The 22,526-nt window shown below is 34.0% G+C and carries 18 protein-coding genes and 1 tRNA gene; 9 read left to right on the plus strand and 10 right to left on the minus strand.

Going from position 1 to position 22,526, the window contains the following annotated elements; translation table 11 throughout:
• Positions 1–5: 5 nt before the first annotated feature.
• Positions 6–944, plus strand: coding sequence for an RluA family pseudouridine synthase (locus tag ACQH6S_RS07320; protein WP_425360322.1), 939 nt, complete (start codon positions 6–8; stop codon positions 942–944).
• Positions 941–1,888, plus strand: coding sequence for a peptide chain release factor N(5)-glutamine methyltransferase (prmC, locus tag ACQH6S_RS07325; protein ID WP_425360321.1), 948 nt, complete (start codon positions 941–943; stop codon positions 1,886–1,888). Before ACQH6S_RS07320 ends, prmC begins: the two co-directional genes overlap by 4 nt.
• A gap of 42 nt (positions 1,889–1,930) precedes the next feature.
• Here prmC and tatA read toward each other — a convergent pair whose 3' ends face one another.
• Positions 1,931–2,083, minus strand: coding sequence for a twin-arginine translocase TatA (tatA, locus tag ACQH6S_RS07330; protein WP_094648787.1), 153 nt, complete (start codon positions 2,081–2,083; stop codon positions 1,931–1,933).
• 405 nt (positions 2,084–2,488) lie between these two features.
• Between tatA and ACQH6S_RS07335 the strand changes: the two genes are divergently transcribed.
• Positions 2,489–2,947: a Na+/H+ antiporter subunit E gene (locus tag ACQH6S_RS07335; protein WP_425364717.1), complete on the plus strand. Its 459-nt coding sequence runs from the start codon at positions 2,489–2,491 to the stop codon at positions 2,945–2,947.
• A gap of 572 nt (positions 2,948–3,519) precedes the next feature.
• Positions 3,520–6,435, plus strand: a complete 2,916-nt coding sequence (locus ACQH6S_RS07340) for a 2-oxoglutarate dehydrogenase E1 component (protein ID WP_425364470.1) — start codon at positions 3,520–3,522, stop codon at positions 6,433–6,435.
• A gap of 113 nt (positions 6,436–6,548) precedes the next feature.
• Here the strand turns inward: ACQH6S_RS07340 and ACQH6S_RS07345 are convergent.
• Positions 6,549–6,625, minus strand: a tRNA-Val gene (locus ACQH6S_RS07345).
• 309 nt (positions 6,626–6,934) lie between these two features.
• On the opposite strand from ACQH6S_RS07345, the gene cmk reads away from it, so the two are divergent.
• The 3 genes from cmk to murA all read left to right on the plus strand — a co-directional run bounded on the left by cmk (position 6,935) and on the right by murA (position 11,172).
• Positions 6,935–7,585 carry a (d)CMP kinase gene (gene cmk / locus ACQH6S_RS07350; RefSeq protein WP_425360318.1) on the plus strand — a complete coding sequence of 217 codons (651 nt, stop codon included), beginning with the start codon at positions 6,935–6,937 and terminating at the stop codon, positions 7,583–7,585.
• Between the two features lie 200 nt (positions 7,586–7,785).
• Positions 7,786–9,516, plus strand: a complete 1,731-nt coding sequence (locus ACQH6S_RS07355; protein ID WP_341748974.1) for a 30S ribosomal protein S1 — start codon at positions 7,786–7,788, stop codon at positions 9,514–9,516.
• Positions 9,517–9,897: 381 nt separating this feature from the next.
• Positions 9,898–11,172: a UDP-N-acetylglucosamine 1-carboxyvinyltransferase gene (gene murA, locus ACQH6S_RS07360; RefSeq protein ID WP_094648791.1), complete on the plus strand. Its 1,275-nt coding sequence runs from the start codon at positions 9,898–9,900 to the stop codon at positions 11,170–11,172.
• A 105-nt stretch (positions 11,173–11,277) separates the two neighbouring features.
• Here the strand turns inward: murA and thyX are convergent, their stop codons facing one another.
• The 7 genes from thyX to ACQH6S_RS07395 form a co-directional block, all read right to left on the minus strand.
• Positions 11,278–12,174, minus strand: a complete 897-nt coding sequence (gene thyX / locus ACQH6S_RS07365) for an FAD-dependent thymidylate synthase (protein WP_094648792.1) — start codon at positions 12,172–12,174, stop codon at positions 11,278–11,280.
• A gap of 13 nt (positions 12,175–12,187) precedes the next feature.
• Positions 12,188–13,168 carry an FKBP-type peptidyl-prolyl cis-trans isomerase gene (locus ACQH6S_RS07370; protein WP_425360317.1) on the minus strand — a complete coding sequence of 327 codons (981 nt, stop codon included), beginning with the start codon at positions 13,166–13,168 and terminating at the stop codon, positions 12,188–12,190.
• A 294-nt stretch (positions 13,169–13,462) separates the two neighbouring features.
• Positions 13,463–14,563, minus strand: coding sequence for a tetratricopeptide repeat protein (locus ACQH6S_RS07375; RefSeq protein ID WP_425360316.1), 1,101 nt, complete (start codon positions 14,561–14,563; stop codon positions 13,463–13,465).
• Positions 14,564–14,591: 28 nt separating this feature from the next.
• A complete protein-coding gene (gene ruvB / locus ACQH6S_RS07380; RefSeq protein WP_341748971.1) occupies positions 14,592–15,587 on the minus strand; it encodes a Holliday junction branch migration DNA helicase RuvB in 996 nt (331 codons plus the stop codon).
• Positions 15,580–16,182 carry a Holliday junction branch migration protein RuvA gene (ruvA, locus tag ACQH6S_RS07385; protein WP_425360315.1) on the minus strand — a complete coding sequence of 201 codons (603 nt, stop codon included), beginning with the start codon at positions 16,180–16,182 and terminating at the stop codon, positions 15,580–15,582. Before ruvA ends, ruvB begins: the two co-directional genes overlap by 8 nt.
• A gap of 553 nt (positions 16,183–16,735) precedes the next feature.
• A complete protein-coding gene (locus tag ACQH6S_RS07390; RefSeq protein ID WP_425360314.1) occupies positions 16,736–18,055 on the minus strand; it encodes an MFS transporter in 1,320 nt (439 codons plus the stop codon).
• A 407-nt stretch (positions 18,056–18,462) separates the two neighbouring features.
• Entirely contained in the window at positions 18,463–19,323 is an 861-nt protein-coding gene (locus tag ACQH6S_RS07395; RefSeq protein WP_094649082.1) for a DUF1189 family protein, read from the minus strand.
• A gap of 193 nt (positions 19,324–19,516) precedes the next feature.
• Here ACQH6S_RS07395 and ACQH6S_RS07400 point away from each other — a divergent pair, with 193 nt between their 5' ends.
• Both ACQH6S_RS07400 and ACQH6S_RS07405 read left to right on the plus strand, forming a co-directional pair.
• Positions 19,517–21,601, plus strand: coding sequence for a transketolase family protein (locus ACQH6S_RS07400; RefSeq protein ID WP_425360313.1), 2,085 nt, complete (start codon positions 19,517–19,519; stop codon positions 21,599–21,601).
• Between the two features lie 67 nt (positions 21,602–21,668).
• Positions 21,669–21,866, plus strand: coding sequence for a hypothetical protein (locus ACQH6S_RS07405; RefSeq protein ID WP_425364471.1), 198 nt, complete (start codon positions 21,669–21,671; stop codon positions 21,864–21,866).
• Between the two features lie 25 nt (positions 21,867–21,891).
• Here ACQH6S_RS07405 and ACQH6S_RS07410 read toward each other — a convergent pair whose 3' ends face one another.
• Positions 21,892–22,332: a hypothetical protein gene (locus tag ACQH6S_RS07410; RefSeq protein WP_425364472.1), complete on the minus strand. Its 441-nt coding sequence runs from the start codon at positions 22,330–22,332 to the stop codon at positions 21,892–21,894.
• Between the last annotated feature and the right edge of the window lie 194 nt (positions 22,333–22,526).

The following is a 22,526-nucleotide window of genomic DNA, read 5'->3' on the forward strand; positions in this document are numbered from 1 at the left end:
AGCTAATGAAAGAATATAACATACCCCCAAATTTAGATGGGTTTAGACTTGATAAGGCTGTGGTAACACTTATCGATAAAACATCTAGAAGCCAAGTTCAGAAGATGATAAGTGACTTTCAAGTACAAGTTAATGGTTTGATTATTTCTGATTCTAACTTTAAGGTCAAGGAGAATGACATTATTTCAGTATTTTTTAAAGCTCCTGATCCATTAACAATGCAGGAAGCTGATATTAAACTTGATATTTTTTATGAAGATGAAGATTTAATAGTTATCAATAAAGCAGCTGGTATGACCGTTCACCCTGGCAGTGGAAACCACCAGGATACCTTGGTAAATGCCTTGTTACACCATGCAAAATCTTTATCTAGCATAGGAGGGCTGGAAAGACCTGGTATTGTTCATCGTTTGGATAAAGATACATCTGGGCTTATGGTGGTAGCAAAGAATAATTTTGCCCATGTACATCTTGCAAGTCAGATAGAAAGTCGTAATTTGGTGCGGAAATATAAAGCTTTAGTTTGGGGTATTATCAATCCACAAGAAGGGGTTATAAGCAATAATATTGGTAGAGACCGTATTTTACGGCAAAAAATGACTATTTTAAAATTTGGAGGTAAAGAGGCAATTACTCATTACAAAACGGAGAAAATATTTTTTAATGGTATTATAAGCATGGTGGAATGTCGACTTGCTACCGGACGAACTCATCAAATTAGAGTACAGTTAAGCCATTTAAAGCATTCTGTAGTAGGAGATCAAACTTATGGCAAAAATAGCAGGAAAGTTAACCACAATTTTAGCATTGTACCACAAAAATTAATGGATTTCAAGAGGCAAGCATTACATTCTTGGTATATAAGTTTTTCCCACCCGGTAAGCGGTAAATTGCTAGAATTTGAATCCCCCCTACCATCGGATATTACGGAAATAATCGAATGAATATAAAAAAATCCTTAATTAACGCTGCTAGCAAGCTGCAAGCTGTAGGTATTAAATCAGCCCACTTAGAATCACGCATATTGATGCAACATGCAACTAATAAGTCTATTGAATATTTATTAGCTAGGTCAGAAGAAGAATTGACCCGACAAGAGCAAATTATTTTTGATAATCTGGTTAATAGGCGAACATTACTAGAGCCAATAGCCTATATTGTAGGATATAAAGAATTCTATAGTTATAACTTTATCGTAAATGATAAAGTACTTATTCCTCGACAAGATACCGAGACTATTGTAGATGCGATTTTAAAGGATGTTATAGCTAACTCGATTAGTATCACCCCTTGCTATTCCCATACTCCTGATCATTCCCGCGTAGGTGGGAATCTAGAACCCGCACCAAAGCAGAATGACATCGAGGAGCTAACCATACTGGAACTTGGTACTGGCAGTGGTTGTATTGCTTTAAGCTTATTATTAGAAATGCTAAATGCTAATATCAATGTTAATGTAACTGCTACTGATATAAGTAATGAAGCTATTGCTATTGCTCGGCAAAACGTTATAAAATATAAGGTTTTTGATAGATTTAAGATAGTTAATAGTAACTGGTTTGAGAATTTAAAAAAGCAAAAATTTGACATTATTGTAAGTAATCCACCGTATATTTCCTTTGATGATACTATTTATATGTCTCCTGAAACCATAAAATATGAACCACACTTAGCTTTATTTGCTGAAAATAATGGTTTAGCGTCATATTACATAATTGCTAAAGAAGCTAAGGGTTTTTTAAAACAGAATGGTAAATTATTTTTAGAGATTAGTTTTAATCAAGCGGCATCTGTTACAGAAATATTTATAAATCATGGCTATACGGTTCAGCAAGTGTATAAAGATATAGAAGGTCTAGATAGAGGGCTTTTGATTATAGTCAATTGATGAAAAATTAACTATAAAGTAAAAATAGTAAGGCTATTAGCATTATTCATCTTTTTTCTTATCATCTTTCATTCCTTCCTTAAAAGCTTTAAGACCTTTAGCAAGGTCTGACATTACTTGAGGCAATTTACCAGCACCAAACAACACTAAGATGATTAATAAGATCACTAATAAGTGACTGAAGCTCATTCCCATAATATCAATTTTGTAAGTTCTAAGTTAAAGATAATAATCTATATACTCGATAATCAAGTTTTTTTGCAGATTTGAATAAAATATAGAACCATGGTTGTCATCCCTACTTCGGTGCGGGATCTATAATAGATTCCCGCCTAAGCGGGAATGACAAATTTTGCGTTTAAAGATATCTCTGCAAAAAACTTGATTATCAAGTATATATAACAAATAAGATTAAATAATACTATAGCAAATATTGTTAATTTGATCTAGTATGAAAAAATTTAAAACTATAGTCAAGTCAGGAAAATTGGGGGCTAGGAGTAATAAGTGACAAAGTTCCCAACTTCTCATCAATTAACTATACATCGATTGTTAGCGGGATAAAAGGATATGATGCACACTAGAATCTTTACTTTAATTATGTTGTTATTGATATTGTTTGGTCTAACAGGTTTACCTACAGATATTTTTACGTTGTTGATTTCCTCGATTATTGTCAGTATAACTTATCTTTTTGCGATAAAACTCAATTTAATGCCCCGTAGGGTTTATTTAAATTATCATTCTATACTATATTTTACTTGGCTAATTAAAGAAATACTGCTATCTAGCTTAGGGGTAATGAAGATTATATGGCGGAAGAATCTTAACTTGCAACCAGTTTTTGAGTGGATTGATTCAGAGCAAAAAAACGATACTAGTCTTGTAGTATATGCTAATTCTATTACCCTTACGCCAGGAACTGTAACGCTTGACATAGCAAATAATATGTTATTGGTGCATGCTCTGGAACAATCATCAATTGACAATTTAAAGTTTGGTGATTCTACTATGAGCAAAAGGGTAAAGCAAATTTGCTGTCGTGGCAAAGAGGCATGAGCCATAGTACTCTACAATTTTTTATTTATTTCCTTATGATGAGTAAAAAAGCTTACTGCTAAGCGTCATTGCGAGGAGCTACTTTAGTAGCGACAAAGCAATCCATAAGAATTAGTATAGATACATCAAGACTATATGGATTGCTTCGTAGGCTTACGCCTCCTCGCAATGGCGTTTTTATGCTGTTTAATACTTATAGAATAAAAATTGTAGAGTACTATGGGCATGAACCGACGAAGCAATATAACAAGCTTCGTGGATTGCCACGCTCACGTACATTCGCTCGCAATGACGTATAAGCGTCAGATATAAGTTTAAGAAAACAATAATTGAGAAACCGTCATTGCGAGGAGACCGTAAGGTCGACGAAGCAATCCATAAATGATTAAAAATCGATTGCCACGCCACCTACGGTGGCTCGCAATGACGTATATGCCTATAGCAAGACCACGTAGTGGTCAATGAAAAAAAATAAGCAATACCGCAAAAAAAAAAAAAAATGAACACAGCTATTAGTGGAGCAAAAAAATCTGCTATGTTTATAAACATAACCTAATCAGGAATAAGAAGTTATGGACAAAAACTTTAAACAAACCAGCTTTTTATTTGGTAGCAATGCTATCTTTATAGAAGAATTATATCAACTATATTTATCAGATCATACAGCAGTTGATAAAAGCTGGCAAAATTATTTCCAAAATATTGAAAATAATATAGTCAATTCAGGAGAAGTTGATGCTAGGAGCGATGGAGCGACGCCTATAAATAATAGGCGAGCGACGAGTGACGACGTCACCAACTTCTCATCAATTGACTATAATAGCCATCAGGTTACAAAAAGCATTGCTCATATTATCACTTCGCCTTGTGAAAGAGGGGAGGGGCTTGATACGGATTTTTCTACTGTTACTAACAAACTTAGAGTAAAAATGCTGATTGCCAGCTATCGCAAATATGGACATTATTTAGTAAAACTAGATCCATTGAATCTTGAAGCTCTTAAAACAAAAAGTCAGTTGAAGCTTAATATAGAAGATTTTGGTTTTACTAAAGATCAGTTGAATAATATTATAGAAATTGACGATCAATTTTTTGGAATAAAATCATGCACAGTTAGTGAACTGGTTAATTTGCTCGATCAAACTTATGCTAAAGATATTGCTATAGAGTTTGATCATCTGACCAATGAAGATGAAAAAACCTGGCTTTGTGAACAAATGGAAAGTAACATTCAAACTTTTAATGTATTAACACAAGATAAGAAGGATATACTACAAGATTTAGTAGAAATTGAGGGATTTGAACAATATCTACACACAAAATTTCCTGGGGCAAAGCGTTTCTCAGTAGAGGGGGGAGAGGCAGCTGTAGTAGCTATAGATAAAGCTATAGATATGTCTATTGTTCATGGAGTAGAAGATGTCGTAATAGGTATGGCACATCGAGGAAGACTTAGTACCTTAACTAAGGTAATGACTAAAGCTTATAAAGCTATTCTATCTGGATTTATGACTGGCAGTATCTTGTCAAATGATTTAGGTATTTCGAGTGATGTAAAATATCATATTGGCTATTCGTCAGATCGAATAAGAGGTCAATCTAAGGTTCACCTCTCTATGGCAGATAATCCTTCGCATTTAGAAGCGATAAACTCAGTGGTAGCTGGTAAAGTACGAGCAAAACAAGACAACATTCAAGATGTTAATCGTCAAAAAGTAATGGGTATTTTAGTGCATGGTGATACTGCTTTTTGTGGTCAAGGTGTAGTAGCTGAAAGTTTATTTATGTCGAATTTAAAGGCTTATCATGTTGGCGGAACTATTCACTTTGTTATTAATAATCAGCTTGGCTTTACAACAAATAGTTATGATACCAGACCAAGTAGATATTCTACTGAATTTGCTAAAATAATTAATAGTCCAATTTTACATGTAAATGGTGATAATATTCAAGCTGTACTCAAAGCTACTAATATGGCAGTGAATTACCGACATAAATTTGCTAGAGATATAGTCATTGAGATCATATGCTATCGTAAATACGGTCATAATGAAGGTGATGAGCCTATGTATACTCAAGGCGCTATGTATAATGTAATAAAAAATAAACAATCCCCAGCAACAGTTTTTGCCAATGAACTGATTGCAGAAGGAATAATTGACCAAAATCATTTTCCTACGTTAAAAGAACAATTTAAACTAAAATTAGATCAAGAGTATGAATATGCTAAAAATTATCAAACACAAGCTCAGTACTTAGAGGGGTTATGGTCTGGTTACACTAGGTCAAATGCTAAAATACTCTCTACTGGTGTTAGTAAAAATACTTTAAAAGAGCTTGGTATAAGGCTTTGTCAAATACCAAAAGATTTCCCTTTAAATCCTAAACTTGTAAAATTATTTGAATTAAGAGCAAATATTTTAAAGCAAGATAAACCGATCGATTGGGCAACTGCAGAGCAATTAGCATTTGCCAGTCTATTAAATTCAGGTACCAGAATACGTTTTACTGGTCAGGATTCTGAGCGTGGCACTTTCTCTCACCGTCATGCAGTATTGCATAGTCAGGTAGATAATAGTACCTATACACCATTAAATAATTTATCGCAAAACCAAGCAAACTTTGAAATTGCTAACAGTAATTTATCTGAATATGCAGTTTTAGGTTTTGAGTATGGCTATTCATTAGTTAATCCAAAAAATTTAGTAATTTGGGAAGCTCAGTTTGGCGATTTCGCTAATGGAGCTCAAATAATTTTTGACCAATTCATTTCCAGTAGTGAAAACAAATGGCTCAGAATGAGTGGTATAGTAGTGCTACTACCACACGGATTGGAAGGGCAAGGTCCAGAGCATAGTTCTGCAAGATTTGAGAGATTTTTACAGCTTGCTGCTGAAGATAATATTCAAGTTACCTATCCTACAACCCCAGCCTCATTTTTTCATTTATTACGTCGTCAAATATACAGTAATATTCGTAAACCACTAATAGTAATGTCACCAAAATCTTTATTAAGACATAAAATGGCTGTATCCCCTCTATCGCATATTGATGAGAATACAAGCTTTGCCCCTGTACTAGACGAAATTAATGAGACGATAAATGCCAAGGAAGTAACACGAGTTATATTATGTAGTGGCAAGGTATACTATGATTTATTAGAAAAAAGGGAAGAAAAAACTATTTCAGATATGGTAATTATTAGAGTTGAGCAATTATATCCGTTTGAAAAAGATGTTATCATTAAAATATTAGGTAAATATAATAAGGCTAAGGAGTTTATTTGGTGTCAAGAAGAATCTAAAAATATGGGAGCGTGGAATTTCATTAAAGACCACTTAAATGACACCCTAAAAGATATGTCAATTAATAATCAATTTAAATATGTTGGTAGAAATGAATCTGCTTCACCTGCCGTTGGGGCACTGAACATACATAATGAGCAGCAAGAAAAATTACTTGAAGAAGCCTTGGGCAAATATAGCTAACCAGACTATAGTCTAAAAAGATAACATTAGGATTTCTGTCTGAGAAGTGACATATGAGTTACATATGAAATGGTTATTAAGACTATAAAAAACCGTGAATGGCTGATAAATACTGGTGGGCGGTAGTGGACTCGAACCACCGACCTTTACGATGTCAACGTAATGCTCTAACCAACTGAGCTAACCGCCCTTATTTTTTCCTGCTTTAATTTTATACTTAAAGCAACAAAATATTCAAGTAACATGTCTAATCTATAATAGCCCTAATTTCAAGTTTTATTTGCATTATTTTAAATATTCAGCTAAAATCTACGAGAGTGTCTGCGATAACGAAAGTAATTCTATATCGGGTTCTTTTTGGCTGCGAATAAACATGATTTTTTTGAAATAGATACACTATCCTGTAAAAATCATATCTATTCTTGCCGAAAAATAGCTCAAAATATAATTAATTAGTTCAGTTATTATAGGCAGCCTCCTAGCATAAAATTATGAATAAATGACCTTAAAATCTCAAGCTTTGGATATCTGCAATAATTTTGTAGTGGCACTGGATGGTCCAGCGGCATCAGGTAAAAGTACAATTGGACGAATGTTAGCACAAAAACTTGAGCTCACCTATTTTCAATCAGGTATTGTATACAGAAGCCTTGCTCTTTCTTGTATAAAGCAAAAAATTGATCTTACTGATATAAATAGAATAATTGAATTATCTAAATCCACGGAATATATAAAAAATTCAGAACTTGATAGTGAGGTTGTAGGTAATATAGCATCACAGCTTGCCGTTATACCGGAAGTAAGAAATAATCTGGGAATATATTTGGTAAAATTAATAAAAACAATTCCTAGAATTGTAATGGAAGGTAGAGATATTGGAACAGTAGTGGCACCGAAGGCTGATTTAAAGATTTTTATTAAAGCAGATATTGTTATTAGAGCAAAAAGAAGGTATAAAGAGCTGCAAAAGAAAGATGGAGAATGTCTTTTTGATGTAGTTCTAAAGCAACTGGAAACAAGAGATAAAAGAGATATAGAGCGTGATATCGCTCCGTTAACTATCTCTCCAGGAACTTTAGAAATTGATACTTCTTATCTATCACCAGAAAAAGTGATTGATAAGATTATGGAGTTTATTTTAGTTAGGTAATATCAACATATTTTATGTGCAATAGGTTGTTTTATCTACATTTATTAACCATTCATAGTTAATTTAGTTGGATTTGCTGATCAGTGTGATAGAAGTGAAACCTAAATTTAGGTCAACATCTAAGCAACTCACTCGAGCAAATTCAAATCAATTAACTATATTTATTATACTAGGTGGCACAACTAGTATTAGAGAATAATATGCAAAAAATTAAGAAAAAATTTGTTTCCCAACTTGCAGAAATTAGCCTTCAATCTCATGAAGATTTTGCACAAATGCTTGAAAGCATAAGTACTAGCCATATAAAAGAAGGTACTGTTGTCAAAGGTCAAGTAGTAGGTATCGCCAAAGGAATTATCATAGTTGACGTTGGCCTAAAGAATGAAGGTAGAGTTCCGGTAGAAGAATTTGCCTTGGCTAGTAATCAACCTTTACCAGAAGTTGGTGATATAGTTGATGTCTATATTGAGAAAATTGAAGGTCGCAACGGTAGAACTATATTAAGCCGTGAAAAAGCTATTAGAGAAGAATCATGGGGACATTTAGAAATTGCATGTGCTCAAAAGCAGTTTGTGGATGGTGTAATATTTGGGCGTGTTAAAGGTGGGTTTACCGTTGATGTATCAGGGGTTGTTGCTTTCTTGCCTGGAAGTCAGGTAGATGTTAGACCAATAAAAGATATTTCTTCGTTAATGGGTATCAAGCAGCCATTCCAAATTTTAAAAATGGATAAGAAACTTGGTAATATTGTGGTTTCTAGAAGAGCCATACTTGAGGAATCAAGATCTGAGGCTAGGGATGAAATGTTATCGAAAATTAAGGAAGGGATAATATTAGATGGTACAGTAAAAAATATCACTGATTACGGTGCATTTATTGCTTTAGGTAGTTCAGGTAATGTAGACGGTCTATTGCATGTTACTGATATTTCATGGAGCAGAATAAATCACCCTTCAGAAGTTTTATCGCTAGATCAAAAAGTTAAGGTTATAGTTATAAAATTTAATGAAGAAACTAAGAGAATTTCACTTGGTATGAAGCAACTTGATCATAATCCATGGCAAAGTATAAAAGAAGAATTTCCGGTTGGTACGATAATGACCGGTAAAGTAACAAATATTGCTGATTATGGAGTATTTATTGAGCTAAAAGATGGTATTGAGGGTCTTGTACATTCAAGTGAAATTAGTTGGGTGAAATTAAATCAGCATCCTAAAAAAATGCTTACTATCGGTCAAGAAGTGCAATTTACCATTTTAGAAGTTGATACTGATAAACATAGAATATCTTTAAGTATTAAACAATGTCAAGATAACCCCCTTATTGAGTTTGCTAAGCGTAATCCAATAGGTAGTATAATTAAAGCTCCAATACGAAATATTACTGACTTTGGTATGTTTGTAGCACTTGATGACAATATTGACGGCATGATTCATGAAACGGATATAAGCTGGGACGGTAATGGTATTGAATTGTTAAAAACATATAAAAAGAATGACCAAATAGAATGTAAGGTTTTATCAATTGATATTGAAAAGGAACGTATAAGTTTAGGTATTAAACAATTAACTGAAGAGACGCAGCAAGATGAATTTGAGCTGTATAAAAAAAATATGATCGTTACTTGCTTAGTCACTGCAGTTCAAGATGATAGAATAGAAGTGGCTTTAGACGATAAAGTATCGGGCTTCATCAAGAAGGCTGATCTTTCTAGTGAAAAAACCGAACAAAAAACTGAAAGATTTGCCCCTAATGACAGAATTGATGCAAAAATCATCACCATTGATAAAGCATCTCGTAAAGTTACTTTATCAATAAAAGCCCTTGAAATAGACAGGAGAGAAAAAGCTATCAAAGAATATGGTTCTGCTGATAGTGGTGCTAGTCTAGGAGACATACTTGGAGCAGCTCTTGACGATAGTAAAAAATGATAAATTGTTTAAAGTCGAGGTAAAAACACCGACGTTATTGTGCATAAGCGTTGGTTTAAGAAAATAAAGTAGAAAAGTTGTCATTGCGAGCCACCGTAGGTGGCGTAGCAATCCATAAAAGAGTGGATTGCTTCGTCGGCTCACGCCTCTTCTCGCAATGACGATTTTAGCTTCCAACGTCATTGCGAGACCGCGTAGTGGTCGCAGCAATCCAAATTTAATCACTTTTCTGGGTTGCTTCGTCGACCTAAAGCCTCCTTGCAACGACAGTTTTTCAATTATTGTTTTCTTAAACTGACGCTTATGCTTTGGCTTACGCCTTCTCGCAATGACGTCAGTTTGTTATATTCAATTCAGATTATTATATATTAAGGAATTCCTATGGACAGTTTAATAATTAAAGGTGGTATTCCCCTTGAAGGTAATATTAGCATTAGCGGAGCTAAGAATTCGGCATTACCGATTATGACAGCTGCACTTCTTACAGATAAGCTTAGTATTAATAATATTCCAAAGCTTACTGATATTCTCACAATGAAGAAATTACTTGAGAATTTAGGCAGTGTTGTTACGGTAACTGATCATCAAGATTACTTAAGCATGGATATCGATAGTAGCAATATTAATAATTTTACTGCCCCATATGATATAGTACGTAAAATGCGTGCTTCTATTTGGGTTCTTGGACCATTACTCTCTAGATTCTCTAAAGCTAAAGTTTCCTTACCTGGAGGATGTGCTATAGGGGCTCGACAAGTGGATTTACATATAGCAGCATTGCAAGCTATGGGAGCAGATATTGATGTGGATCATGGCTATATTAATGCTAAAATCACAGGCAGATTAAAAGCTGTACATTTTGTTTTTAAACAAATATCTGTTGGAGCAACAATTAATTCTATAATGGCTGCTACTTTGGCTAAAGGGGAAACGATATTATCTAACTGTGCTAGAGAACCAGAAATTGTTGATCTATGCCATTGCCTTAACAAAATGGGGGCAGAAATAAATGGAATTGGTACAAGTGAAATAACAATTATTGGTAAATCTTATTTAAAACATACCAACTATTCGATCATGCCGGATCGTATTGAAGCTGGTACCTACATGATGGCTGCTGCCATTACTAAAGGCAGTTTAAATATTTATGGAATTAACGGCAATATTGTTGAAAATATAGTATTAAAACTCATTGAAGCTGGCATAAAAGTTGAACCCATTGATAATGGTTTAAGAGTTTCTTATGTAGATAAATTAAATCCTGTGGATATTCATACAAGTCCATATCCAGGTTTTGCAACAGATTTTCAAGCTCAGTTTATGAGTCTTATGACCCTTTGCAGCGGGTCTTCTACCATCACCGAAACTATTTTTGAAAACCGTTTTATGCATGTTCCTGAATTATGCCGAATGGGGGCAAATATAATAATTAAAGGAAATAGTGCTATAATACACGGAGTACCTTTTCTGACGGGAGCTGAAGTTATGGCAAGCGACCTCAGAGCATCGGTATCTCTAGTATTAGCTGGACTTGCCGCCAACGATACAACAAAAATACGTCGAATCTACCACTTAGATCGTGGATATCAAACATTGGAAAAAAAATTAAGTAACTGTGGGGCAAATATAGTACGAGTTACAGGAGATAATGTTTAAAAACCAGATATAGTCAATTAATGAGAAGGTGGTGATGTTGCCACTCGTCACTCCTGCTACCCAATTTCCCTGAATTGACTGTATCTAAACACCTCCTTTATTATTTTATCCACCAATAACTTGCATTAATTCATCCCATTCTCTTTTGGTCATACCACTAGACTCTAGCGTGACATCTTCTTTATTAATTAGTCTTTTTATGACAGCCAGTCCTTTTTTAGAAATATTATTACCCTCTAGCCTATATTCCTTAAAGGCATCATAAGTAAAAGGTACCCAAGCTTGTACTATTTCTAGCATTTTTTCTGCATATACTCTGATTTCATATTGGGCATGAGAATCGGCTCGGAGTAGCAGAAAATTTAATAAATTATGCAAATTAATTTTCCAATACCATTCTGTATAATAGTTCAAAGTTAAATTCATTCTTGCCAGTTCCCTAGTAATACCTAAGGTATTTTCATCAATAATATTGCCATGTTCATCCTGATTCATCATTTCAGTATAATGCTGATAGCATATTTTAGCATCTTTTTCTAGTAGCACTAATACTTTATCTGCAATTTTTTCTGGAATTTTTTCATCACTTCTTCCTTGCTTATTTATTGTAGATTGAGCAGCAAGATTCTGTTTCTCTGGTAAATAAAATTCATTTCCTAATATAGAATATCTAGCTGAATATTCATTAACACTAGCAGTTCTATGACGTATCCACTGTCTTGCAACAAAAATAGGTAGTTTAATATGAAATTTGATATCACACATTTCAAATGGTGTGGTATGTTTATGACGCATCAGGTAATTAATTAGCCCCTTATCTTGGCTTAGTTGTTTTGTCCCTTTACCATATGATACTCGTGCTGCTTGTACTATGCTACTATCATCCCCCATATAATCAATAACTCTAATGAAACCATGATCTAGTACTTTTATCGGTTCAAATAATAATTGTTCGAGAGCTGGTACAGTTGCTCTTTTAGTATTATAAGTAGTATCGTGCATTTTTTATCCTCAATTAATCTGTTTGAAAATTTGTTAATTCCAGCATTAAATATTCATCCACAGGAATCTTACTTTGATTAAGCATTTTATTGATATTAGAACCAAGGGCTTTAAATAACTTACCTTTAGCAATTACTGTTCTAGTGCCAACTGGTACTTTACCATGTAGAGCATATGATACAATTAATGGGTAATTAATATCACCAATTTTTATATCTAGCTTTTTCCCTTCTTGTGTCGAGTCATAAAGTACCTGCCCATTCGATAATTTAGTAATCTTTGCGTCAATTCCTACTTTATCTCCACATAATAATGGCATCCTATAAGCTATTTCATCATCAAATATCTTTACTTCATTACTATTAACAAAATTATTAGGTAATATTGAATTTAAGACAATATTAACCCTATAAGGTGCATCATAGTCTTTATTTTCTTCGTTAGAAGATGTATATTTTGTAGGAAATATAGCTTGTCTGGTTTGTCCAACCATCATCCCTACTACTACAGAATCAATTCCTGGCATGATCGCCCTAGAACCAAGAGTAAAGGTTTTAGTATTTTCGCTGAGTAAATTATTGTTAATATCCAATAATTGGTAATGTAATGTAACTACATGACCACAAGTCGCTGGACCGACAGTCCCATTACCAAAGGTGTTAATCTTAAACATTGGCTGAATTAAATCTCTATTAACCTCTATAGTATATTTACCATCAGCAATAGGTTTGTTAGTTGGTTGTAGTAAATTTTCAAAGAATAGTCGACCTTCTTCTGTTTTAAGAGCATTGATCAAAACTTTTGAAACAGTCTTTTCAAGGAAATTACCAGTTAATGGTATATTTGCTTGCTCAGGGGTATTAGTATTGTTATTACTTTCAGCTTCACTTGTCTGAACCTTAGGGGCATTTTCCTCAGGCGGAGATTGCATTTTCATTTGTACAATAGAGTAAATAATTGCGGCAGCAATTATAAAAGTTAGAGCTTTTTGCATATAATATTTCTTCTTTAAGTATCTTTTAGTTTGGTTTTATAGCTAACCATGCCTAACATTATTCCGTCATTGTGAGCCACCGTAGGTGGCGTGGCAATCCATAAAAGAGTGGATTGCTTCATCGGCTTTCGCCTCTTCGCAATGACGATTTTAGCTTCCAAGGTCATTGCGAGGAGCTACTTCAGTAGCGACGAAGCAATCAATTTTTGATCATTTTTTGGATTGCCACGACCTACTTGCGTGGTCTCGCAATGACGGAGTAATGTTAGTAGGGTTAGCATAATTCTATAGTTTTTAGTGTTTTATCTCAAATTGCTCTGCTTTGCTAAATGCTTCCTTTGCCTGCGAGTATTTACCTAGCTGCTTCAAGGCAATACCTTTGTTATAATAAGCATCAGCAAAATCAGGCTTATGTTTAATTGCTAAATCAAAGGAGTCAATTGCATCCTGCAATTTGCCTAACTTGCCTAAAGCAGTACCTTTATTGTTGTAAGCATCAGCAAGATCAGGCTTATGTTTAATTGCTAAATCATATGCTATAATAGCTTCCTGCAATTTACCTAATTCCTTTAAAGCTATACCTTTGTTATAATAAGCATTAGCAAAATCAGGCTTATGTTTGATTGCCAAATCATAAGCAACAATTTCTTCCTGTAATTTACCTAACTTGCCTAAAACTACACCTTTGTTGTAATAAGCATCAGCAAGATCAGGCTTATGTTTAATTGCTAAATCAAAGGAGTCAATTGCATCCTGCAATTTGCCTAACTTGCCTAAAGCAGTACCTTTATTGTTGTAAGCATCAGCAAGATCAGGCTTATGTTTAATTGCTAAATCATATGCTATAATAGCTTCCTGCAATTTACCTAATTCCTTTAAAGCTATACCTTTGTTATAATAAGCATTAGCAAAATCAGGCTTATGTTTGATTGCCAAATCATAAGCAACAATTTCTTCCTGTAATTTACCTAACTTGCCTAAAACTATACCTTTGTTGTAATAAGCATCAGCAAGATCAGGCTTATGTTTAATTGCTAAATCAAAGGAGTCAATTGCATCCTGCAATTTGCCTAACTTGCCTAAAGCAGTACCTTTATTGTTGTAAGCATTAGCAAAATCAGGCTTATGTTTAATTGCTAAATCAAAGGAGTCAATTGCTTCCTGCCATTTGCCTAACTCATACAAAGCTGTACCTTTGTTATGGTAAGCTTCAGCAAGATCAGGCTTATATTTAATTGCCAAATCATAGGAGTCAATTGCTTCTTGCCATTTGCCCTCCATTGTTAAAGTATTTGCTTTCTCAAAATGTTGTTGACTATTGGCAACCACTTTGCTAAAGGGGAGTAAAATTAAAGTCAGCAGGATCGTTAGTTGTTTTATGTTAATTATTTTCATAAATTACTTCTTTATTAACTATAGATTGTTATATTCCCAGATGGTCAAAAGCATTTTTGGTAATAACTCTGCCTCTTGGGGTACGTTGTAATAACCCTATTTGTATTAGATAGGGTTCGATAGTTTCTTCAACAGCATCGCGTTGTTCTGATAGAGCTGCGGCAATTGTTTCTATACCGACCGGACCCCCATCATAATTATCAGCGATAAACTTTAAATATCTATAATCATTACTGTCTAAACCTATTTTGTCAACTTCTAATCGATTCAGCGAGAGATTGGCAATATTCCTATCAATTTCTAGCTGATCATCGACAGAAGCGAAGTCTCTCACCCGTCTAATTAGCCTAAGGGCAATTCTTGGAGTTCCTCTACTACGCTTTGCTATTTCTTCTAACGCCTCATCGGTTACATTAATTGCCAGCAATTTACTAGCTCTACTCAAAACAAGTTTTAATTCAGCCACATTATAAAAATGTAAACGTAGTGGTATACCAAATCTATCTCTTAAAGGGTTACTCAATAGACCTAGTCTAGTAGTTGCTCCAACTAAAGTAAAATTGGGTAAATTGATTTTTACTGACCTTGCGGCGGGACCTTCTCCAATAACTATGTCCAAAGCAAAATCTTCCATTGCTTGGTACAATACTTCTTCAATATTGGTGCTAAGACGGTGAATTTCATCAATAAATAACACATCATTATCTTGCAAATTGGTAAGTATAGCAGCTAAATCAGCTGCTTTTGATATAGCAGGTCCTGAAGTGGATTTAAAATTTACTCCCATCTCCTTAGAAATAATTTGGGCAAGAGTGGTTTTACCAAGTCCAGGCGGTCCATAAAATAAGGTATGGTCTAAATGTTCTGACCTATTTTTAGCGGCTTGGATGAAAATAGATAAATTCTCTTTGATCTGTTGTTGCCCAACAAATTCTTTTAAATAGCTAGGTCGTAGAGAGAACTCTTGATCGTTTGGCAATATATCAGCTGATAAAACATTTTTAGAAACTGGGTTTTTAGACATTGGAACTACGGGCCTTTAGTGCGAGTTTAATTAGCTCATTAATAGAGATATCAGGATCCTTTGCAATAATTTCCTGTACCAAATTATGGGCTTCAGTTCTATTAACTCCAAGTGAGGTTAAAACTAATGTAGCATCAGATGATATCTTAGATAAATCACTATCATTCTTATCGATGGGAAGATTGGTAGTAAGGTTAGTTAAGGCTTTATCCTTTAACTCTATGATAATTCGTTCAGCTAATTTTAGTCCAACACCGGAAACGGCTTTAAAAGCTTCTTTATCCCGCCTAGCTATCGCTGATTGAATTTGCTCAGGTGATAAATTTGATAAAATAGCTAAAGCCATCCTTGTCCCAATACCGTTTACTGATTGTAATAAATTAAAAACAAACTTTTCTTCGAGTGATAAAAAGCCATAAAGATTAATATGATCTTCTCTTACATGCGTTTCGATAAATAATTGACAAAACTCATTAACCACTAATTTATTTAGAGTTTTACTACTACAATACACTAAATATCCAACACCATTAACATCAATAATGACATAATCATTAAAACATGCATCTATTGTGCCTTTTAGTTTACCAATCATAATTTTTTAGTATCAGATTTTGTTTTCAGCTTACAATTTTTCGTACATATATACGTTATCACTGGGGCTGTAGTTACTATCAAAGCCAAAATATAATGTAGTAAGGCTGGAGTTTCGGAGCAGTGACATTGCCCATCATCTGGGAATGTTGATATAAGTATAATTTTTGCGATAATCCAAGTGACCACCCCATATATAAGCAAGTATACTATACATTTAACTTTTTTACAGATATCTTTCATTGTGGCGTCCTCTTCTATTTAATATAATAACAATAATAGAATATTTGAATAAATGATAGAGAAAGTAAACTCTAACCCAGCAATTCTAATTATTCAATAATACACTAAATATTGCACACACTAATACCAATAATGATATAATAAGTAAAATATTTCATTTATTTTACTTTATCACTTACCTTACGCATAAACCCCATGACAATTTAAAAATTCCAGAAAAGTACAAGACGCTATTAGCGAGATTACTACGTGAGATTGCTTCAATGCTACTAAAGTAGCTTCTCGCAATGACACAGGCGGGTTAGCTATAACTACATATTGCGTAATCTCTCTAATGTTTCAAAATGATACAAGCCAAATCCATATGCCACCATGAATGGCACAAAAAACATTGCTATTCCCCAATTACCAAAATATTTTATTAAATAAACTAATCCAAAAGAAACAACAACATACATTATTGCTTTTACCATAGCGAATGAGATGCTGACACATCTAAAACGTTTAAACACAGGAAATTGCTTATAAAATATTGAGGCGGCTGGAAATGATCCTGTCTGAAATAGCAATATAAAAGACTGTAATAATAACAAATAAGAAGGAGAGGGGATATTAGTTAATATATATGGCAAAAATATAATAATACTAGCAAAGATTCCTAATCTTACTTTTAAAATTTTTAGTGGATATATCTTATAACTCAAATAAGTATATAGGATGCTGATAAGTAGCTCTGTTATTTTAACAAGCAAGTTATGGATAATAATTTGTTCAAAACTATAATTGAAGGTGTTTTTAAGTATGATACCACAATAGATATATATCAAATAAAAGATAATTGGAGAAGGCGATTCAATTGCTAAATAAGCTAATATAGTTTTGATATTAACTTTCTCATTTAACATCTGCCAATTGGCACTACCTTCTTTTCCAATAATATCCTTTTTCTTTAAACCAAAAAGTTTCAGGTTATTTATCAATCTTTTGGTTGCATCAGCAAATTCTGGTGTTTCTCTAAGCTGTGTTCTTGCCATCGTTCCCACCATAGCAATCACTGATCCAAATAAAAAAGCATACCGCCAATTAAAGCCATGTGAAGTAGTCAGTACTGCAACACCTAAAGCAAATACTGCCCCTAGATCAGCAAATATTGAAATAAAACCAACAACAGGATATTGTAAGGGTGGTTTGATCATTTCCGTTAAATATAATTCAGCCCCTATTGCTTCTCCTAAGGATGACATACCTTGCATTATCTGACAAATGCTAATTAATATCGAAGCAGTAATACCAATCTGTGCATAAGTAGGTAAAATAAACATCAGTAAACAAGAAAATGCCATCATAAAAGTTGTGATAACTATCGTAACTTTACGACCTATTTTATCACCTATCCAACCAAATAACACAGCCCCAATTGGTCGAAAAACAAAAGTAGCACAGAAGGTGAGAGTCGATAGAAGATTAGCAGTTTGTGGATCACTTTGTGGAAAAAATAACTCATTCAACAATACTGTCATATGTACATAAAGCATCAAGTCAAAATATTCTAAAAATGTTCCAATTGACAACAAATCAATCGCTTTTTTTTGTTCTATTGTTAGAACTCTATGGTCTTGATATACTATCAATTTTTTTACCGTTACTTTAATATTAATAGATTGATAATTTGCTTAATAATGGCAAAAAAATATGAAAAATTGAAAATAATAAATTTTGGGTTATAACAATATCAGTAATACTCAGAAAAATCTAATATGTTCTAAGTAATAAATTTCCCAACTTTAAGGCATAAATTTAAAGGAAATTACGACAGATAGGATAGAGGAAAGATTATAGTCAATTAATGAGAAGTTGGTGACGTCGTCACTCAATGCTCGCCTATTACTTATACTCGATAATCAAGTTTTTTTGCAGATTTTAATAAAATATAGGACAATGCTTGTCACCCCTGCGTAAGCAGGGATATAGATTCCGCACCGAAGCGGGAATGATGAAAAAGTTAGATGTCACCCCTGCGTAAGCAGGGGGCTTATTCCTATTTATTTCGTATTTGCAACATTGCTAAAAGCACTAACAAACTGGTGAACATCTGTATAAAAAATATAATACTACTAAATTCTGGCAAAAATATAACCATCATAGGTTGTAATAAAATTGCTATGCCACTTGAAAATAAGGTTATTCTAATACAGGTTTGCCAAGAGGACTTAGGACCAAAATAGTTAGTTAACAAATATACTAAGATGATAATAAAGCTTTTTTCAAATAAAATTGTTATAAAACGAAAGGCTATTATTATAGGCATTAAAATATAAATAAATATCTTCGGTGCTTGTGTTAGGATTTTGGCAAAATGCTTTTTAATGACTTCTTCAGTGAGGATTTTTTGATCAGGAGTAAATAATTTAGCATATCCAATATTAAACACACTCTTTTTTTTATCGGTTATTTCTACTGTAGTAAGGGTTATATTGTTACTACTAAATAGGACGGGAACTTTAAGTTTTTCCCCATAAGATAATTGATTTTTTGAGTCTATAGCCGCAAGCTTATTGCCATTCTCATCGAATAAATATATAGGTTCATCCTGATCAACTGAAATTTTACTACCATCATAATAGATTTCCGGTAATTGTTTAAATATATATTCGATAGTTATTGTGCCTTTTGTTAAACGATTCTCAGTAAAGTAATCGGTGAGGACTAACAAGTAATTAAATATAACAATACAATAGATCAATGATGATATAAAAGACACAGCAAATATATACTTAATCCCATATCCTTTATATGATTTATAAACATCTTGGTAGAAATTTACTGAACTAATTGATAACCACAATTGATGCAATAACGTGCTAAACCATGAAAAAAAGGGTAATAGTTTTGTTGTCATAATATCTATTTTGATGTAGATTCATAAAAAATTTTTATAATTAACCCCTAACGTCATTGCGAGACCATGTAATGGTCGAAGCAATCCACACTTATTGGATGTTTCGTCGGCTCACGCCTCGTCGCAATGACGCGTAATGTTAATCTGGTTATCTATATCAATATCTTTTAACACAAAATTAATATTTATTATAATGAAGTTTAATAAAATCCCCAAATATTCAGAAAAATATTCTAAATTAAGTAACTGTATTAGAGTTTTAGCAAGTGATAGTATAGAATATGCTCAATCAGGGCATCCAGGTATGGTTCTTGGTATGGCAGATGTCATGACCATACTAGTATTTAATTTTCTAAAATTCAATCCTAATGATCCAACTTGGTTTGACCGTGATCGCCTGGTTCTATCAGCTGGACACGGTTCTATGTTGCTGTATAGTTTTTATTATTTAACAAATTATAAAAATTTTCATCTAGAAGATTTAAAACAATTTCGAAAATTACATTCAAAAACTCCTGGACATCCAGAATATGGGGCATATGAAGCTATTGAGGCTACTACAGGACCTTTAGGGCAGGGGTTTGGTACTTCAGTTGGGATGGCGATTGCCCAAAAAAAATATCAACAAAAATTGGGCAAAGATCTTAGTGCACACAAAATTTATTGTATAATTGGAGATGGATGCCTAATGGAAGGTATAAGCTATGAAGCTGCTTCTTTAGCTGGGCATTTATGCCTAAATAACTTAATAGTTTTATTTGATGATAATAAAATTTCCATCGATGGCTCTACCGACCTTACTGTATCTGAAAACCATCTGCTGAAATTTGCCGCCATGGGCTGGAATACCGAATCTATTGATGGGCATGATTTTGAGCAAATTAATGCCAGCCTAATTAAGGCACAAAATTCTGATAAACCATACTTGATTGCCTGCCGTACTTTAATTGGCAAAGGCTCTATTAACAAGGTGAATTCAAATGCCGCCCATGGCTGCCCGCTTGGTAAAGATGAGGTTAAACTTCTTAAAGAAAATTTAGGTTTTAATGATCAGGCGTTTACTATACCAAAGGAATTACAAGAGATATGGGGTACAGCTTGGTTAAGAAATCAAGCGAGTTATACTAATTGGCAAGAGAAGTTTGCTGATATAACTCCAGAGCAAAAAGCCTATTGCAATAAAGCTGATATAGATTGCTCTTTTCTTGATAATATCCCTATTCCAGAAAAAGCTGAAGCAACCCGTTGTTCATCTGGTAGAGTTATAGAATATCTAACCAAACTATCAGATAAAATTATTTTTGGCTCAGCTGATTTATCATTATCCAACAATATCAAAAATACTGCTAGTAACATAATTAATAAAGATGATTTTACTGGCAATTACATCCATTATGGGGTTCGTGAAAATGTTATGGGGGCTATCATGAACGGACTCGCATTATCAGGCTTCTTACCCGTAGGGGCTACTTTTCTAGTATTTTCTGATTATATGAAGCCAACTATGCGGCTTTCTTCTATTATGCAGCAGCAAGTGATCTACATCATGACCCATGATTCAATTGGGGTAGGAGAAGATGGCCCTACTCACCAACCAATAGAGCATCTAGCATCCTTTCGAAGCTTACCAAATATGATGGTATTACGCCCGGCAGACTATCTTGAAACAGTTGAATCTTGGCGAATTGCTTTAGCTAATAAAGATGGCCCTTCTGTTCTTGCTTTAACCAGACAGTCAGTATCTCAAATAGTTATAGTTAATTCAGGAGGATTTGGTGCTAGGAGCGATGGAGCGACGCCTATAAGTAATAGGCGAGCGACGAGTAACGACGTCACCAACTTTTCCTCAATTGACTATAGCCGAAATATTTCGCAAAATTTATGTTCTAAAGGTGGGTATATACTGTCAGGGAATAATCAAGAAACAGTAGATGTTGCTATCTTCGCCACCGGTTCTGAATTGTCAATAGCATTAGAGGTAAAAGATATACTAAGCAAAAATGGCTTTAGTACCAATGTGATTTCAATGTTATGTTTTGAGTTGTTTTTTAAACAGCAGCCTAGCTATATCCAAAATATCCTATCCAATGCCAAATTAAAAGTTGCTATAGAAGCTGCAAGTAGCTTTGGCTGGCATCGAATCATCGGAGAGAACGGGATGTTCTTCGGAATGGAACAATTTGGACTCTCTGCTCCCTCTAATGATTTATACTCATATTTCGGTCTTACTCCATCAAATATTTCCGAAAAGATTATGGCAAGAATCCAAAAAAATTAGAAATGGATTGCTTCGTCGGCTAACGCCTTCTCGCAATGACGTTATCTGTCATTGCGAGCCACCATAGGTGGCGTGGCAATCTATCTCTATAGTCAATTCAGGGGAATTGGGTAGCAGGAACGATGGAGCGACGCCTATAAGTAATAGGCGAGTGACGACGTCACCAACTTCCCATCAATTGACTATAATCACTTCTCTGGATTGCTTCGTGACCTTACGGTCTCCTCGCAATGACGGTTTCTCAATTATTGTTTTCTTAAACTAACGCTTATGAAATACTAATGGGCTAGCTATATCATAGCACTTTCAGCTCCTGTTAAATTAACAGTGTCGCTGACATCAAGATTAACTGTATTGGGGTAAGAATTAACTTCATCATGGTTAGCAGAATAACCATCATTATGATTAGTTCGAGTAAAAATATCTTTCAAGGAGTCCCAAACTTTTGTACGCCATCCGATTGGTTTTGCTTGTACTACTACCTCATCATCTTCTTCATCTGTTTTTTCTTCATAGTTAATTATTTCAGTTACAAGTGGATATTTAAAAGATACTTTTTTACTTGGAAGGTCTTGCGATTCAATGTAATGTTGGTTCTTATTGAGAGCTTGTATATTAGAGTTAGATTTACTCTTAAATATCTTCCGCTTCATAAACTTTACCTGTTTTAAAACTATTGTAACGGATTGTAAATTGTCATTCCCGCGTAGGCGGGAATCTATATCCCGCACTGAAGCATAAGCGTCAGTTTAAGAAAATAAAGTAGAAAATCGTCATTGCGAGCCACCGTAGGTGGCGTGGCAATCTATTTCTAATAGCTTTTCTGGATTGCTTCGTGACCTTACGGTCTCCTCGCAATGACGGTTTCCCAATTATTGTTTTCTTAAACTGACGCTTATGAAATACTAACGGGTTAGCTATACAT

The organism is Candidatus Tisiphia endosymbiont of Mystacides longicornis, from assembly GCF_964031095.1.
Lineage (GTDB): Bacteria > Pseudomonadota > Alphaproteobacteria > Rickettsiales > Rickettsiaceae > Tisiphia.